Origin of the sequence: Methylophilus glucosoxydans (assembly GCF_042676145.1) — a bacterium.
In the GTDB taxonomy this organism is placed as follows: Bacteria; Pseudomonadota; Gammaproteobacteria; order Burkholderiales; family Methylophilaceae; genus Methylophilus; species Methylophilus glucosoxydans.
The window spans coordinates 275,351-292,461 of sequence record NZ_JBHTJW010000002.1 but is presented as its reverse complement, the minus strand read 5'-3'; the positions used below and the strand labels follow the sequence as shown (position 1 = coordinate 292,461).

The following is a 17,111-nucleotide window of genomic DNA, read 5'->3' as shown; positions in this document are numbered from 1 at the left end:
CGTTGGAACCATCATGGCAGATACCGTTAACAAATCCTTTACCCCTTACCAGCCCGCCGCCGGTGAGGAATACATGAATAAAAAGCAGCAGGATCACTTCCGCAAAATCCTGAATGACTGGAAAGCAGAATTGAGTCACGATATTGATCGTACCGTGCATACCATGCAGGACGAAGTGACCAGCTTTGCTGACCCGAATGACCGTGCCAGCCAGGAATCTGACATGGCGCTAGAACTGCGCAACCGTGACCGTGAGCGCAAACTGATCAAGAAAATCGACGAAACCTTGCGTAACATTGACAGCGGTGACTACGGCTACTGCGAAGGCTGCGGGATCGAAATTGGCCTCAAGCGCCTGGAAGCACGCCCAACCGCCACCTTGTGCATAGACTGCAAAACGCTGGATGAAATGCGCGAGAAACAAGTCGCCAAATAAGGCTAAAGCTATCAAGCAATAAAAAAGCTGCCTAAGGGCAGCTTTTTTATTGCACTTGTTTTATTGCATCGCAATGCATCCACGCACTACCAGTGCTCCTCAACCGCAAACAAGCGTTTGTGCTCACGGATGGCATAACGGTCAGTCATGCCGGCAATGTAATCAGCCACCGCCCGCGCCTGATCCTGCTTGGCTGCCAATTGGTGCTCGTCAGGCATCAAGGCCGGATTATCCATAAAGGTCTTAAATAACTCTTCAATAATCCGCCTGGCCTTGGCACTCATGCGATTTACCCGGTAGTGCTGATAGAGGTGCTTGCGCAAAAACTGTTTTAATTCGTGATTCTTTTGCACGACCGGCTGGCTAAAGCCGACTAGGTAGGCGGGTGCTTTGCGCACATCGTCTACGCTGCCCGGATTCAACTGCGCAATCGCTTGCTGGCTATGCTGACATAAATCAACCACCAGCACATTGATCATGCGGCGGATGGTTTCATGGATGAGCCGTTTTTCCTCAATCTCGCCATATTGCTTTTTAACCTCATGCATATTTTCGGCAAATAGCTGGATATTGGATAGCTGTTGGATGGTGATGAGGCCGGAACGTAAGCCGTCATCCACGTCATGATTGTTATAGGCAATTTCGTCAGCAAAGTTGGTGACTTGGGCCTCAAGGCTGGGCGACTCACCGCGCAAGAAACGTTCACCGACATCGCCTAGAAGTTGCGCATTTTTGCGCGAGCAATGTTTGAGGATACCTTCACGGACTTCGAAAGTGAGGTTTAAGCCATCAAAACTGGCATAGCGGTTTTCCAGCAGATCGACCACGCGCAAGGACTGCAGGTTGTGCTCAAAACCGCCATAGTCTTTCATGCAATGATTGAGCGCATCTTGTCCGGCATGGCCAAACGGGGTGTGCCCAAGATCATGCGCCAGCGCGATAGCCTCGGCCAAATCTTCGTGCAAGCCCAAGGTGCGCGCGATACCGCGTGTCAGTTGCGCGACCTCGATACTATGCGTCAGACGCGTGCGAAACAGGTCACCTTCATGGTTTACAAATACCTGCGTTTTGTATTCGAGCCGCCTAAAGGCTGTGGAATGAATAATCCGGTCGCGGTCACGCTGAAAAACATTGCGCAACGGTGACTCCTGCTCGCCGACCTTGCGGCCACGAGACTGTTCTGGATGGGCAGCAAAAACGGCGAGTGTCATCATGGGCTTTCTGAATCAGGCCGCCAGCGACAGCGTCTGTTTAAGTTTATCTGCATCGTAATCAGCCGTGATCACGGCTTTGCCTATCGCCTGTTGCAGAATCAGGCGAATGCGGCCATCGGCCACTTTCTTGTCCAGTTGCATCAAACGCAAATACTCATCCGCGCCTAAATCAGGGGCAGTCACCGGCAGGCTGGCGGCTTGCATGATGGTTTTGATACGCGCGACTTGTGCCGCATCCAGCCAACCCATGCGTTGCGATAAGTCAGCCGCCATCACGGTACCCGCCGCCACTGCCTCGCCATGCAGCCAGACACCGTAACCCATGGCGTTTTCGATGGCATGACCAAACGTATGGCCCAGATTGAGCAAGGCACGCTCGCCTTGCTCATGCTCATCCGCAGCCACCACTTCGGCCTTGTTCTGACATGAACGGTAAATAGCATAGCTGGCTACGGCATGATCCAGCGCCATCAGGGCGGGCATATTGGTTTCCAGCCAATTAAAAAAATCAGCATCCCGAATCAGCCCGTACTTGATGACCTCAGCCACGCCGGCAGACAACTCGCGTTGCGGCAAGGTTCTCAAGGTATCAATATCCGCCAGTACCAGCTTGGGCTGATAAAACGCACCTATCATGTTTTTACCGAGCGGATGGTTGATGCCGGTTTTACCACCGACACTGGAGTCCACCTGTGAGAGCAGAGTCGTAGGCACCTGAATAAAAGGCACGCCCCGCAAATAGGTTGCCGCAGCATAGCCGGTCAAATCGCCAATCACCCCTCCACCCAACGCAATCAGCGTGGTATTCCGCTCGCAGCGGTGTTGCAACAGATGATCATAAATCGTTTGCAAGGTCTCATTATTTTTATAGGCCTCGCCATCCGGCAAAATGATTTCAATCACACTCACGCCTGCCTCTCGCAGCGGTTGGGCAATGCTCTGCATATACAAAGGCGCGACCGTTGTATTGCTGACAATCGCCACCTGCTTACGCTTGAGGTGGGGCAAAATCAGGTCTGCCTGATGTAACAGGCCATTCCCAATATGGATAGGATAGCTACGGTCAGCCAGGCTGACGGTTAAGGTTTGCATGACGGCTCCAACGCTTTCAGGGCGCTCTCAATTTTTTGGATAATCACTGCGACTGGCTGATGACCGGTATCGACGATCAGGTGTGCAGTCTCGGTATAGAGTGGATTGCGGGCATGGAACAATTGTTCCAGCTTGGCTTTGACATCGACATTCTGTAGCAGCGGTCGGTTTTTATCATTGCGCGTGCGTAAATACAGCTCATTCACATTTGCACGCAAATAAATCACATAGCCATATTTTTTGAGAATTTCGCGGTTTTCCGGGGCGATGATGGCACCACCGCCGGTGGCCAGCACGATATTTTCCTGCTGCGCAAACTCCTCTAGCGTGGCGGTCTCGCGCTTGCGGAAGCCAGCTTCGCCTTCCAGCTCGAAGATGGTCGGGATTTTAACGCCCGTGCGCTGCTCAATGACATGATCCGTGTCGTAGAAGGTCTTGCCCAGACTTTTGGCAATCAATTTGCCAACTGTGGTCTTGCCTGCCCCCATCAACCCGATCAAAAAAATGTTATTTGGTATTTGCGTACCCATAAAAATGCCCAACTGTTCAGTTGGGCATTTTAAGGCAAAGCCTGTCTGCTGTCAGTAATCGTTCAGCAAGCCATGCAATGATCAGTTCAAGGCCAGCGTCTCGTCCATGACTTTAGGCGTGATAAAGATCAGCAACTCCGTTTTATCTTCCTGTCTGGTATTGCGCTTGAAGGCATACCCCACCACAGGCAAGTCACCAAAAAATGGCACCTTGTCCGTAGATTTACGCGACACTTGCTCATAAATCCCACCTAATACCACGGTCTCACCGTTACCCACCAGCACTTGCGTTTGCACGTTTTGCGTGTTGATCGCGACACCGCCTGGGGTATCCTCACCCTTACTATCCTTGCGCACATCGAGATCCATAATAATTTTCTGGTCTGGTGTAATTTGTGGCGTCACCTCCAGGCTCAACTCGGCCTTTTTAAAGCTGACGGCTGTCGCCCCACTGCTGGTCGCAGTTTGGTATGGAATCTCCACGCCTTGTGCAATACGGGCTTTTTGCTGATTGGCTGTGGTTACGCGCGGACTTGAAATCACTTTGCCGCGTGCGTCGGCTTCCAGTGCAGACAATTCCAGATTCAGCAGCAAGTTAGCCGAGAGCTTGAGCAAACTGAGCGCGATGCCGCCATAAGCATTGGTGACCGGCAAATTGGACATGAGATCAGGCTGACCATTGGAGCTAATAATATAGTTGCCTATCGTGGCACTTTGCACCGTGCCTCCTTGAGCACCCAAGGTATAGGTCCCGTTACTACCCGCCGTCGTCGGTGCCGTGAATGCGGTTGCCTTGTTCCCCAAGCCTCCGCCGATAGAAAGATTGGTATTGCTACCCGGTGTACCGGTTTGTGAAATACCAAACCGTGCGCCCAACGCTTTGGAGAAGGTGTTTGAGGCAATCACCATGCGTGACTCAATCATCACCTGCTTCACAGGCACATCCACCTTATTAATAATGGCTTGCACCTCATCCAGTTTTCTCGGCGTGTCCTGCACAAATATCGTGTTTGTCCTGGCATCAAAGGTCACACTGCCACGTTGAGACAAGATACGGTTCATCCGTCCGCCTGAAGAGCCGCCAGCACCACCACTCATAGACAAGCTGGCACCACCACTGCTTCCGGTGGTGCCCGTACCACCCCCCAGCAGCATATTTCTGAAATCCATGGCTTTCTGATATTTGAGCGAAAAGACTTCTGTACGTAATGCTTCCAGAGTCTCGCGCTCGGCTTCTGCGGTCAGCTGTGCCTTCTCTTTCGCGGCAAACTCCTCGGCCGGCGCAATCGAGATCACGCTGCCATTGACGCGCATGTCCAACCCTTTGCTTTTCATGATCACATCCAGCGCCTGATCCCAGGGCACATCTTTCAGACCAATGGTCACGCTGCCCGAAACCGCATCGCTGACCACAATATTTTTACCGGTGAAGTCAGCGATCACTTTCAACACATCCCTCACATCAACGCGCTGGAAGTTAAGCGATAACTTCTCCCCGGCATAGCCCTGCTTGGAGCCTTGAATCAGCTTGTTCGGGTCTTTTGCCAACGGACGGATATCCACCACCAACCGTTTATCGGTCTGATAAGCCGATTGCTCCCAATCGCCTTGCGGTTCAATCACGATTTGCGCTTGATGCGCGTGACGTAATGCATCCACATACAACACGGGGGTATTAAAGTTAATCACATTTAAACGGCGTTGCAGCGCTTCGGGTAACTCGGTATCGGCGAAGTCAATCACCACGGTTTTACCGGCATTACGCACATTCACGCCCACCCGGCTATCCGACAAATCAACCAGTATCCGGCCTTCACCATTTCTGCCACGCACAAAATCAATGTGCTCAATTTTATGTGCTGCACCCGACGCTTGCTCCGAAAAGCGTTTCGCTGCAGCCGCAGCGACTGGCACCTCCTGAGCCTCCTGAATCAACCCGACCATCAGGGATGCACCCTGTAATTGCAATTGGTGCTGTACAGATTTGGTTAAATTCAACACCACACGACTACGGTCATTGCTTTGCGCGATCTGTACCGATTTCAATACCCCCTGATTGATCGGGATCACATTTTTCCCTGTCGCATTGATGGCATTCGGCAGATCAAAAACCACTCTGGGCGGATTACTTAAGGTGAAGCTAACAGGCGCGCTTGCCAATGGTTGCGACAACTGCAACTGCACATTCAGCTTGGCTCCGGGTTGCAAGGTAGCTTCAACGGCCTGCAGCTGGGTTTTTCCGTCTGTTGGTTCTGCTGCCACAAAACCAATCTGGGCAGCCATGGCGATCAGCAATGCCAATCGGACAATATGATTAGGAAATATTTTCATCATTGATGTTCCTGCAGTTCCAACGTTGTCATTTGCTCAGACCATTCACCGCTAACCGGGTCTTGAATCGTCTCTTTTACCTTCAGTTCATATTTCAGGCTTTGCCGGTTCTCACCCAAAGCCGTGACCACACCAAACCGCTCTCCCAAATGAGACCCCGGCCTGACCTGGTAAATAAGGTTATCCGGCGTTTGGATGGTGGCAAACATAATACTTTTCTTGCTCATCACGCCGACAAACTTCAGACTTTCGAGCGGATAGGCTTCCAGCGGCTCTTTAGGCCGTTTCAAGTCAGGCTGATTCGTGTTGTGTACCGCGGCCTTGCGGGGCACAAACGGATCATGCAACACACCGTCTGCGTTATATTGTTTGGGCGCAAACCCTTGTACCTGTGGCAATGCTTCTATCGGCGCCACCATGGTCTGGTTTGCTTCATTCATAAACTGGGTGAGATCATCATCCTGCTTACTACCGCATGCGGTCAGCAGGAGCGCCAATCCAACCGGGATCCATTGCAGATTGATCGTCATTTTTTAGCCGCCTTGCTTTCCAGTGCCTTACGCGCCGCCACTTCCTCGGCATCGAGATAGCGATATGTTTTGGCAACGGCCTCCATCACCAGCATGTCTTTATGCGGCTGTTTGTCATCTTTGCCTGCAGGCTGAATATGCAAGTTATGCAAGGTCACGATGCGTGACAGCTTGGCGACCTCTGTCACAAAGGCGCCCAGATCATGGTAATGCCCCAACACCTTGATATTGATGGGCTTCTCGGCATAAAACTCGGCAAATATTTCAGGCAAAGGCACAAAGCCTTCAAATGAAAGTCCCTGGCTTAATCCAGCCTGATTGATATCGGTCAGCAAGCCATCCATTTCGGATTTATCCGGCAATTGTTTCAACAGCGTGCCAAAGGTATGCTGAATCTCGACCACCTGTTGCTCATAGGCACTCATTCTCAAGGCCTGGACTTTCTTGGCCAGGTATTCATCACGCAGCCCCTGCTCTTTTTCCTTTTCTGCTTTTAATTCCTTGAGATTAGGATTGAGCAGAAACAAGTAGCCAAGTAACAGCAAGGCAGCAGCCAGTATTGCCAGCAAGGCCGCCTTCATTGGCACCGGCAAGTTACCGGCATTTTTTAAATCAATATTGTTAAAGTCAGACAATTGCATACGAGGTCATCCTTTAGCCGGCACCGGGGTTTGCTTGTCCGCCGTAGGGGGAGCATCCCGCTTCAAGGTCACGCGCAAGACAAACTCATACTCCTTGATTGCTTGTGCGTTGGTGATGGCTTTGATTTCAACCAGGTTAGGGCTGTGCATAATAGTTGAGCTAGCCAGGTTATGCACCAGCGTCGCCACTCGGGCATTGGTATCGGCCACACCTTTGAGCTCAATTTCATCCTCAAGCTGTTTTACGCTCTTGAGATAGACACCTTCGGGTTGTTGTCTGGCCAATTCATCCAAAATGAGCACCGCCTGGTTACGGTCACTTTGCAAGCCCTCAACAATCTGCTTGCGCTCCAAAACATGCTTGATCTGGTCCTTCAGTTTGCCAATATTGGCAATTTCGGTATCCAGCCTTGCCATTTCGTCTTGCAGCCGCTGATTCCGTGCTTGCTGTGCCTGGATTTTGCTGTGGATATAGCTCCAGCTCACAAATAAAATGGCTGCGGCCGCGACGGCCACCAATGCCGCCATCAAGCCAAACTCACGTTGACGCTCGGCACGCCGGATCTGACGATGCGGCAGCAAATTGACTTTAATCATGCATCCACCCCGCGTAACGCTAGACCACAGGCAATCATGAGTGCTGGGGCATCTGTCTCAAGCTGGGAAGGTTTAATCTTGCTGGCCAGCGCCATGCCCTGAAAAGCATTCGCCACCAAGCTATGCACGCCGGTTTTTTCTTCAATAAGTGCCGCCAAGCCATCGGTTGCCGCCACGCCACCGGCCAACAACAGATGATCAACTTTGTTGTATTGGGTGGAGTTAGTGAAAAATGAAACGGCTCTGGCAGCCTCGGCCGCCAGATTTTGTAAAAACGGCTGCAACACTTCCTGCGCATAAGAAGCTGGCAATCCGCCTTGACGCTTGGCGATTTCGCTTTCTTCAGGCGACAAGCCAAACCGGCGCTGAATCTCTTGCGACAAGGTCGCCCCACCAAAGGCTTGCTCTCGTGCATAGACGGAGTGTGTGCCTACCATCACATTGATATGGGTAACAAAGGCACCGATATCCAGAATCATGGTCACAGTTTTTTTACTGTGATCAGGCAAATGTCTCAAAATCTGACGGTAAGCCGTTTCTGTCGCATAGGCCTCAACATCCATGATCTGCACCTTGAGCCCGGCTTCTTCAGCCACGGCCACCCGGTCATCGATTTTTTCTTTCTTGGCCGCCACAATCAGCACCTCCACTTCATCGGTGCTTTTCCCCATCGGGCCCAAGATCTGAAAGTCCAAATTCATTTCGTCGAGCGGGAACGGGATGTACTGATTTGCCTCAGACTCGACTTGCAGCTCCATGTCTTCTTCGCGCAATCCGGCAGGCATAATCACGCGCTTGGAAATCACCGCCGCAGTTGGCAAGGCCAAGACTACCTGACGTGCACGCGAACCCAGCAATCGCCAGGCGGCACGCATGCTCTCAGCCACCTGGGTGAGATCATTGATATTGCCGTCACTGATTGCGCCTTTAGGCAACGTGACATTGGCATAGCCATCCAGCCGGAATTGCTGCTTGCCAATGGCACTGAGCTCCACCATCTTGACGGCGGTTGCACTGACATCCACACCAATAAAACTGGTTTTTTTGCGCTGTAAAAAGCCCAGACTCAACGGTATTGCCCTTCATAAATAGTTACATGCCCGACTTGCTATGCATCATCCATGCCAACTCATGCATTCGAGTGGGTAAACAATGGCTTACATGTATTTTTGCGAGTCAGGGAAATCCTGATTATTTGCATGATTCCATAATTAACTGCCTATGAATCAGCAAAAAAAGATTACAATTCATAGGTAATTCTCTCGATGGCAGCAAGACGCATGAATTCAAGAACCTGGTTGCAGTCCCTTCTTTTCCTCTTCATTACTGGCAGTTTGATCGTCGCAGCCTTGCTGGTATTGATGATCAGCATCCTCTATCCTTCCCTGCCTTCGATTGATGCACTGACGGATTACCATCCCAAATTGCCCCTGCGGGTCTATGACGCCGATGGCGGCTTGATGGCTGAATTTGGTCAGGAACGCCGCGCATTCGTACCGATTGAACAAACGCCCAAAGTCATGAAAGACGCCATTCTGGCGATTGAAGACCGTCGCTTTTACCAGCACAACGGCATTGATACCACAGGCATTTTGCGGGCGATTCGTAACAACCTGACCGGACGCGGGCACGAAGGCGCCAGCACCATCACCATGCAGGTGGCTAAAAACTTTTTCAGCAATCCAGATACGCCACGCAATCTATGGACCAAGATTAAAGAGGCCTTGCTGGCGATCAAAATTGAACATGCCATTAGCAAAGACAAGATTCTGGAGCTCTATCTCAACCAGATTTACCTCGGTGAGCGCGCCTATGGTTTTGCGACCGCCGCCAAAACCTACTATGACAAAGACTTGAAACAACTGAACCTGGCCGAAGCCGCGTTACTGGCAGGCTTGCCCAAAGCGCCGAGCAAATACGATCCCTACATTCATCCTGACTACGCCATCAACCGTCAGCACGAAGTACTCCGCGACATGCACCGCTATGGCATGATCTCTGATCAAGCCTATCAAGAAGCATTAAAGGCACCGCTTAAATTCCAGTCATCCAGACGCCAAATCCAGGCACTGGGCGGGGAATACGTGGCCGAGATCGTCAGGGCAAGCTTGTATAAACGCTATGGTGAAAAGGCTTATACCAGCGGTTTGCGTGTTTATACCACCATCAATAGCAAACACCAGGCTGCTGCCAATACGGCCATGATTCAAGGCATCATCAATTTTGAGTTGCGGCACGGGTTCCGTGGCGCAGAGCAAGTGTTGCCATTACCGGCAACACTCAGGGCGTCGGAAGCCGCTGATTTATTGCGTGATTTTGTCACTTACAACCAATTTGTGCCCGCCTTGGTCACCAAGGTGGAACCCAACCTGCTCACTTTGGTCACCAAGCGCGGCCAGGTGCTCAAGCTGCAGGACAAATCATTGCTGCTGGTCAAAAACCATATGCCGCCCGCCAAACCCACCCCCTTGTCACTCAAGCCGGGTGCGGTCATTCGCGTATATCAAAACGGTGAAGAATGGTCGGTAGTACAACTGCCAGAAGTGGAAAGTGGCTTTATGGCACTCAATCCTGAAACCGGACAGGTACAAGCGCTGATCGGTGGCTTCAGTTTCCAGCGCAACAAATATAACCATGTCACCCAGGGTCGCCGTCAACCCGGCTCCAGCTTTAAACCATTTATTTATTCTGCCGCGCTTGAAAAAGGCTATTCCCCTGCCAGTGTGTTTGAAGACGCACCGATCAGTTTCACCTCCACCGAGACAGGCAGCAACAGTAGCTGGGAGCCGCGCAACTACGATGAAAAATATGCTGGCCCGATGCGTTTGCGTGAAGCACTGGCGCAATCCAAAAACACCATTTCAATCCGGCTTATGAATGCGATTGGCGCGCGTTATGCCCAAAACTACCTGCGCAAATTTGGCTTTGACCCCAAGGATCACCCGGCCTATTTGTCTACCGCCTTGGGCGCGGGCTCAACCACGGTCTGGCAGCTGACGGCCGCGTATGCCACCTTTGCCAATAGTGGCTATCAGGTGCATCCTTACCTGATCGAAAAGATCACGGACAGCCGCGGCAAGGTGATTCAGGCCGTGCAACCAGGCAAACATGTCTCCGCCGAGCGGGTGATTGACCAGCGCAACGCTTTCATCATTACCACCATGCTACAAGACGTGGTGAGAGATGGGACTGCGCGCGCAGCACTGTCATTGCGCCGCCCCGACATTGCCGGTAAAACTGGCACCACCAACGACCAGTTTGATGCCTGGTTTGCTGGCTACCACCCAAAAGAGGTGGCAGTCGCGTGGGTGGGTTATGACAACCCGCACAACCTGGGCCGAGGCGAAACCGGTGGCCGCGCAGCTTTACCTATCTGGATACGCTATATGCAGCAAACCCTGTCAGGTCAGCCGATTTATCAATACAAAGTGCCTGAGGGCGTCTTGCAATTGAAAGTAGATGCTTACACCGGAGCGCAGATCAGCGAAGACGATGCGGGCATTTATGAGTATTTTTATGAAGAGCACTTGCCACAATCCAAACCCGAAACACTGCCTGGCTTGTTTGACCCGGAGGGTGAACATGCGCCCGAAGAGGAAGAGCCCTCCTTTTTGGAGCGCCTGATCGGCGAACACAGTGGCAACAATGAGGATAGAAAACTGCCAGCCAATCCGGCAGCCAAGCTGCTGAGCCCGAATTAGCAATCAATCTACGAAAAGCCTAAAGTATGTTTGATGATTTTACGAGTGACTTGAGGCAAGAAATTGCCCAATCTGCCGCGCGCCTGATGTTTGAAGAAGGCATCAGTGACTATGCGCGCGCCAAACGCAAAGCCATCAAAGCCATGGGCATCACGCAAGATGCGCCCTTGCCGACCAACGGCGAAATTGATGCGGCCTTGCGTGAATATCACGCGCTTTACGCAGATGAAAGCGATGCCGCTCACCTGCTGGAACTGCGGCAGGCCGCGCTGCATACCATGCGGCTATTGCAGAAATTCCAGCCCTACCTGACCGGCGCCGTCATGGAAGGTACCGCCGGGCCCCATGCCGATACCGAAATCCATGTCTTTGCCGAGAGCGCCAAAGAACTGGAAATCTACCTGCTCAACCAGAATATCCCCTACCACCTCGACGAACAGCACTACCGCATGTCAGACCGTCCGAGCAAACAAAAGCACGAACTGCTACGCAAACGGGTGCCGGTGGTACTGGTAGAAACCCGGTACGGTACGCAACGCATCAGTATTTTTGAAGCCGACGACCTGCGTACTGCCCCGCGTAAACACGGGGAAAAGGCGGGAATCCACCGGATGACGCTTGCGCAGGTGGAAGCGCTGCTTAAACCAGTCCTGACCGAGTAATCGGATTGCCGCAGCTCGACAGCGCGTGACATCCCTCATTTAACAACTCAACCTGTTTGCAGAGATTCCCGTGCTCTTGCCTGAGTAATGCCTTCAAGTGCTGCTCTCTTCACCTCAACTGCATATTGAACGTATCGTCTACTAGGGGCATTCATCGACAGCGGACTTCTGGGATGACCAACCACAAGCTGCGTATGTGTGAGGCTTGCAAGGGGAAGCAGAACTGGCATTTGAAGAAGGCATCCTCAGCCTGAAAGCCGTAGATTGTTTAATATCGCCGCTAAACACCGGTTGAAATGGACCTAGCCAAACAGAGACCCTCTGACTAGCCGTGTTTTATGAAGGATAAGCGTTACTGGCCAGGTTGTTAGGCAGCATAGAAAATCGTTGGGTAGGGAGGCATGCCTGCACAGTAAACAATGCGTGTTTTCTTCTGATAGCCAATCCCATCGCAACAAGAATCTAAAGTGTGCGATCACTTTGATGCTTGTCCTCAGAGAATCCTGAGAAAAACCTGAATAAACGTCTGAGTTTTTCCGATCCAGGCATCCGCACCGCTTCTTAAATCACTCAGCGCGCAGATTTGATCAAGTAGCCTCATCTGCCGTGCACCTCGTCCTGGGCCACCTTACTGCATGCTAATCTGCGTATACCCCAACACCGTTCCGGTGGCAAAGGTCAGGTCTATCAGGGCAATCTGATAGTCATTAATGGCGCGAATTTCCTTGATTTGCGCCTCGCCTAGCCGGGTCAGTGTTTCCAGCACTTCGGTCATGGTACGCAAGCCTTCATTAAACTGCTTGAGTTCGGCTTCGTAGTTATAGCCGGCGATCATCACCTGCTGGCGTGCCGCGAGGATGCGCTGCCAGTTTTGCTCAAGCTTATCCAGGGCGTCGTGAATTTCGCGTTTGACGGTCAGCGCTTGCAGCGTTTTGTTAGTCATGCGCTGCATACGCTGGGCAATGGCTTTATCCAGCTTGGCTTTGCGCGCTTCATTGCTCACTGGCATTTCAAACTTCAGGCCCACGGACCAGTCATTGTATTGACCATTCAGCAAGTCCTGACCGATATTACCTGCCCGGTTGGCAGAACTGGACAGGGCGCCGTATTGGTAATCCAGCGTAAACATCGGCAGGGTCTGATTTTGCAGATAATCAATTTGTAATTGATCTGCGCTCAGTTTGAGCTCCTGATCGAGTAGCTCGATGCGGCTATCCAACGCATCTTTGAGCAGTTTTTCACGGTCAAACTCAAACTTTACCAGATTGGGCGTGGTAGAAGGTACCCACGGCAAACTAGTCATGCCTTGCTCCGGCAGTTCGTTGAGCAGGAACTGTAACTGGCGCTGGGCCAGCTTGAGGTTGGTTTCGGCAATAATCAGCGCTTCCATGCGATCCGCGACACCAATTTCAGCACGGTTGACTTCAATCGCGGCGGTGAGACCCTCCTGCACGCGGCGTTTGACCATGGCCAGATTTTGGCTGGCATATTCGTACTGGTTGCGGCGCACATCCAGGGCCGCCCAAGCCTCGTATAAATCCCAGTAGGCTTTATCCACCATGGTGACTATGCGGATGCTTTGCAACCGCGTTCTGAGCTGGGCGCTATCCTGATCAAGTGCTGCAATGCGGATACTGGCCTCGTTCACCTGTCGCCCGGCATTACGCAACAACGGCTGGCTGAAAGAGAAGCGCAATGCACTGCGGTATTGGTCACTGGGCAGACTGCCCTTGCTCTGGTAGTTTTCCAGTGGCGCACTCAGGGTAACGCTACCACCCGTTCTTAACGGCACTTTGATGCCCGTTTCCAACTCCCAAAACTCCTTGTTTTGGGCTGCCGGATTCAGTTTGACCAGCTCGCTATCCAGCGCAGGATTATCCGACTTGAAAATCACTTTGTCGCCCGCCATCGCAGGCAAGTCTTTCTGGCCATATTTGGCGTAGGCAAAAATGACCTGGTCAAACTTGGCCTGCTCTTCACGCAACGATTGCGCGGCAATGGTCGGGTCGATTTTGGCCACTTGCAAATTAAGATTATTTTGCAACGCCTTCTGCCGCACATCCGCAATACTCAGTTGCGGCCCTTGCTTGGGCGCATTGCTGAGCATATTTGCAGTTTCTGGCGAGTCAAACGGTTGCAGCGCACTTTTCAGGTCTATCACTACCGACTTATTGCGTTGTTGCTGCTGCTGTTTGACCGCATCATGCAGCGGCACACCCTTGCCCTTGGCATATGGCTCCAGGCCGCGGCCTTCTGTGTTCTGCAATCGCTGGCGCGCCCGGCTGTCACTCAATGACTCATCCGCACCGACAACTGTGGCCAATAGCATACTGGCCAGACCAAACAGCCTGGTCAAAACCGGTATTTGCACACCACGCTTCATTTGCTTACCCCAACGCCAGCCGGTAGATTGAGTGGTGTCGGCTCATGCGGGATTCTGGGCGGGAAGCCATTGAGCAGGCGCCACAATTCATAGCCTATCGTCACTTTCTCCAACAATACCCAACCCTTGGCACTGATACCCTGACGCAAAAAGCGGGCTTCTGGCCATTGCGGCGTGCCTTCTTTATGGATCACCATGATACGGAAATGCCCGGTGCCATTGTCAGTCGGGTCGACGAAAGCAATTTTTCCCTCAAAAGTGCCCACACCGACTTGGGCCCAGCCAGGCACCTGAATCGCAGGCCACCCCTCAAATTCGAGACGCACAACACTGTCGCGAGTAATCAGTGGCGCATCGCGGCCATCAACCCATAACTCCACGGCACGCTGAGAGGTATGTGGCACAATAATCAGCAAGGGATCACCTTGCTTGATTATCTGGGATTGTGAATTGACCGGTAAACGGAAAATCGTGCCATCGCGGGGCGCGATGATTTTCTGCATGTTTTGCCGCGCCAGTGAAATCTCGGAGCTGTGCAGGCTGTTTTCAGCATCTGAGACCTCGCCTTTGATTTTGTTGATATTGGCCGTCACCGAATCCAGATATGCTTGCGTATCGGCACGCACCTGACGGATTTCTGCCTGTGCCGACTGCGCCTCGGCCATAGCCGATTGCAGTTGAGCCTGCACGCTATTCAAGTTACGGCTGGCAATCGTATGGTCACGCTCAGCCACCTCGGTGTCTCGCTTGGAAACCAGGCCATCGCCCAGTAGGCGTTGCATACGCTTGACCTGCATCGTGGCAGCATCCAGCGTCGCTTGAGCAGAGTTCACCGCTTCACGCGCACTGAGAATTTTTTGGTTAGCGACATCCAACTTGTATTGGGCGGCGGTGATTTTGGCATCGCGGCCGGCGGCCAGGTTGTCACGCTGCACCGAGTAAGCTGATAACTCGCTTTGCTTGGAAGCGAGTTTGTCCTCCAGGTTATCGCGCTGCGCTTGCAGGCGCTGCCTGAAGTTAGGATCAGTATCGCTAATTTCCAGCAATACATCGCCTTGCTTCACTTGCGAGCCTTCTTGCACATACCAGTGCTGGATGAGCCCGCTCACGGGGGCATCGACGGTTTGCACCCGCTCGGAGGGAGAGTAGGCCGTGACCTTGCCCAGCGCGGTCACGTTTTGTTGCCATGGCAGAGGCAAAAAAGCAAGGGGCAGCACAACAAGCAGCCAGGCCATCCGTTTGATCCAAACCCTTAAATGCTCAGGGGTTTGTACGCTTTGTGTCAGCATACTTTCAACCGTATTACTCATGCTGACCTCCTGCCACGTCTGTCGCCGCTTGGCTTTGCAGATGAATGACTTGCTTGCATTGCTGGGCGATATGCTGATATCGCGTGGTGATCAACACCATCCAGTCCTGCTGGTGACGCTTAAGCAACATCAGCACCTGATCCAGCTCATGTTGCGCCAGTTGATCCAGCAGGCCATCAATGATTAATACATCCGGTTGACCCAGCATCGCACGGGCAAGCATTAATCGTTGTAACTGTGTATGCGTCATCGGTGCGCCAAAGTCAGTCAACACCGTTTCTACCCCATTGGGCAGCTTGCTGATTTCTTGCCACAACCCAAGCACTTGCAGTAACTCAATCACCTGATCAAGTGTCACCTCTGGCCGTTGCAACCTCAGATTATCCAGAATAGAGCCATGCTGCCACTCGACTTTGTTCGCCACGCCAATCCGGTCACGCAAATGTGCCAGGTCAAGCTGGCGCACATCAATGTCGTTGTAGCTGACATGTCCTTGCAGCGGCTGCCTCATACCGGTGATCAGCTCCAGCAACGTCGTTTTACCGCTGCCTAAGCCACCGATTAACGCCAGGCTCTCACCACGTTGCAAGTGAAAACTCAGGTTGCTGACCAAAGCGGCTTGATCCGCGTGTTGAAAAGTCAGCTGATGCACCTTTAGGGTAGTGTAGCCTTCCTGACCTGACTGATGCTCCCCAGAGCGCTCTACAGGCAAGGTTTCCAGCACACCAAGTTTATCGACCGCCGCAAGCAGATCATAGAAATACTCCAGCTTGGTCACAAATCGCACAAACGCAGAAAGCACCCCAAAAATAATCAGCTCTGCGGCAACAAACTGGCCCAGATTGATCTGGCCTTTAATCACCAGTGTCCCGCCTAATATCAGCATGCCCGTACCAATCAACGCATAGAGGCCCACCGCGCCTATCAGTTGCATCATGAGTACTTTAAAGTGCTTGGTCCTGACTTGCAGATAGCCTTCTGCAAGCTGCGCGGTATTCGCCGTGTTGCGCTGAGTCGCACCGTAAAACTTTGAGAGCCATTTATTGCGGGCAATGGTTTCCAGCCAGGCCGCCATTTCATATTTGGCTTTAGACTCTTTGATCGATGTCTCTTCGGCCTGTTTACCCAGGCCAAAAATAATCACCCACAACACAATCAGCATGAGGATGACCAAAATGCCAAAATACAGACTATAAAAAAGCAGCACAATGCTGCCGATGATGCCTTGCAACAAGGCGGTCAAGCCAACCGTGAGCAAAGTCGCCATCGATTTCTGCACCGTTTGAATATCAAAATAACGATTCACCAGTTCTACCGGATTGAATTTGTCATACACAGAAATATGAATTTGCCCGGTATTTTGCGCAATCTGTAAGCTATACCGTACAAAAAGCCGTCGTTGAATCATCTCAACCAGAAAACTCTCAATGGCATAAATCGCACCAGACAACGCCAGCAAACAAAACAGGATAAAGCCCACTACGTACAGCGGCTGCAATACGCCGCCCATGGTGACGATATTCACCATCGCCTGCACGGCAACAGGGGTCGCGATACCCAGCACACCATAAGCTGCAGTTAAATAAAACAGCAGCAAAATGTCCTGTTTTTCAAATGAGAGTAATTTGACGACTCTTTGAAAAGGGCTGAGAGATGTTGTATGAATGTTTGCCATAATAAGAAT

At 52.0% G+C, this 17,111-nt stretch carries 14 protein-coding genes; 3 read left to right on the top strand and 11 right to left on the bottom strand.

Annotated elements, in window-relative coordinates:
• The first annotated feature begins 13 nt into the window (after positions 1–13).
• A complete protein-coding gene (gene dksA / locus ACFQ1T_RS03900; protein ID WP_018986915.1) occupies positions 14–436 on the top strand; it encodes an RNA polymerase-binding protein DksA in 423 nt (140 codons plus the stop codon).
• An 86-nt stretch (positions 437–522) separates the two neighbouring features.
• On the opposite strand, the gene ACFQ1T_RS03895 is transcribed toward dksA, so the two are convergent.
• From ACFQ1T_RS03895 to ACFQ1T_RS03860, 8 genes are all read right to left on the bottom strand, one after another.
• A complete protein-coding gene (locus ACFQ1T_RS03895; RefSeq protein ID WP_194748985.1) occupies positions 523–1,650 on the bottom strand; it encodes a deoxyguanosinetriphosphate triphosphohydrolase in 1,128 nt (375 codons plus the stop codon).
• A 12-nt stretch (positions 1,651–1,662) separates the two neighbouring features.
• Positions 1,663–2,742: a 3-dehydroquinate synthase gene (gene aroB, locus ACFQ1T_RS03890; RefSeq protein WP_313984869.1), complete on the bottom strand. Its 1,080-nt coding sequence runs from the start codon at positions 2,740–2,742 to the stop codon at positions 1,663–1,665.
• Entirely contained in the window at positions 2,730–3,272 is a 543-nt protein-coding gene (locus ACFQ1T_RS03885; protein ID WP_194748987.1) for a shikimate kinase, read from the bottom strand. The genes aroB and ACFQ1T_RS03885 overlap by 13 nt, the downstream gene beginning before the upstream one ends.
• 81 nt (positions 3,273–3,353) lie before the next feature.
• Positions 3,354–5,606: a type IV pilus secretin PilQ gene (pilQ, locus tag ACFQ1T_RS03880; RefSeq protein ID WP_379074080.1), complete on the bottom strand. Its 2,253-nt coding sequence runs from the start codon at positions 5,604–5,606 to the stop codon at positions 3,354–3,356.
• Complete coding sequence (locus ACFQ1T_RS03875) at positions 5,603–6,133, bottom strand: pilus assembly protein PilP (RefSeq protein WP_379074078.1); 531 nt, start codon at positions 6,131–6,133, stop codon at positions 5,603–5,605. Before ACFQ1T_RS03875 ends, pilQ begins: the two co-directional genes overlap by 4 nt.
• A complete protein-coding gene (gene pilO / locus ACFQ1T_RS03870) occupies positions 6,130–6,774 on the bottom strand; it encodes a type IV pilus inner membrane component PilO (protein ID WP_379074076.1) in 645 nt (214 codons plus the stop codon). Before pilO ends, ACFQ1T_RS03875 begins: the two co-directional genes overlap by 4 nt.
• Positions 6,775–6,780: 6 nt before the next feature.
• Positions 6,781–7,371, bottom strand: a complete 591-nt coding sequence (locus ACFQ1T_RS03865; RefSeq protein WP_194748991.1) for a PilN domain-containing protein — start codon at positions 7,369–7,371, stop codon at positions 6,781–6,783.
• Entirely contained in the window at positions 7,368–8,441 is a 1,074-nt protein-coding gene (locus tag ACFQ1T_RS03860; RefSeq protein ID WP_194748992.1) for a pilus assembly protein PilM, read from the bottom strand. Before ACFQ1T_RS03860 ends, ACFQ1T_RS03865 begins: the two co-directional genes overlap by 4 nt.
• Positions 8,442–8,651: 210 nt before the next feature.
• On the opposite strand from ACFQ1T_RS03860, the gene ACFQ1T_RS03855 reads away from it, so the two are divergent.
• Complete coding sequence (locus ACFQ1T_RS03855) at positions 8,652–11,072, top strand: penicillin-binding protein 1A (RefSeq protein WP_194748993.1); 2,421 nt, start codon at positions 8,652–8,654, stop codon at positions 11,070–11,072.
• Positions 11,073–11,098: 26 nt separating this feature from the next.
• A complete protein-coding gene (locus ACFQ1T_RS03850) occupies positions 11,099–11,734 on the top strand; it encodes a hypothetical protein (RefSeq protein WP_379074073.1) in 636 nt (211 codons plus the stop codon).
• Between the two features lie 628 nt (positions 11,735–12,362).
• On the opposite strand, the gene ACFQ1T_RS03845 is transcribed toward ACFQ1T_RS03850, so the two are convergent.
• The 3 genes from ACFQ1T_RS03845 to ACFQ1T_RS03835 are packed head-to-tail and all read right to left on the bottom strand — an operon-like array spanning position 12,363 to position 17,102.
• Positions 12,363–14,105: a TolC family protein gene (locus ACFQ1T_RS03845; protein WP_379074071.1), complete on the bottom strand. Its 1,743-nt coding sequence runs from the start codon at positions 14,103–14,105 to the stop codon at positions 12,363–12,365.
• An 8-nt stretch (positions 14,106–14,113) separates the two neighbouring features.
• On the bottom strand, positions 14,114–15,427 hold the full coding sequence (locus ACFQ1T_RS03840) for an HlyD family secretion protein (protein ID WP_194748996.1): 1,314 nt from the start codon (positions 15,425–15,427) through the stop codon (positions 14,114–14,116).
• Complete coding sequence (locus tag ACFQ1T_RS03835) at positions 15,420–17,102, bottom strand: peptidase domain-containing ABC transporter (protein ID WP_194748997.1); 1,683 nt, start codon at positions 17,100–17,102, stop codon at positions 15,420–15,422. Before ACFQ1T_RS03835 ends, ACFQ1T_RS03840 begins: the two co-directional genes overlap by 8 nt.
• Between the last annotated feature and the right edge of the window lie 9 nt (positions 17,103–17,111).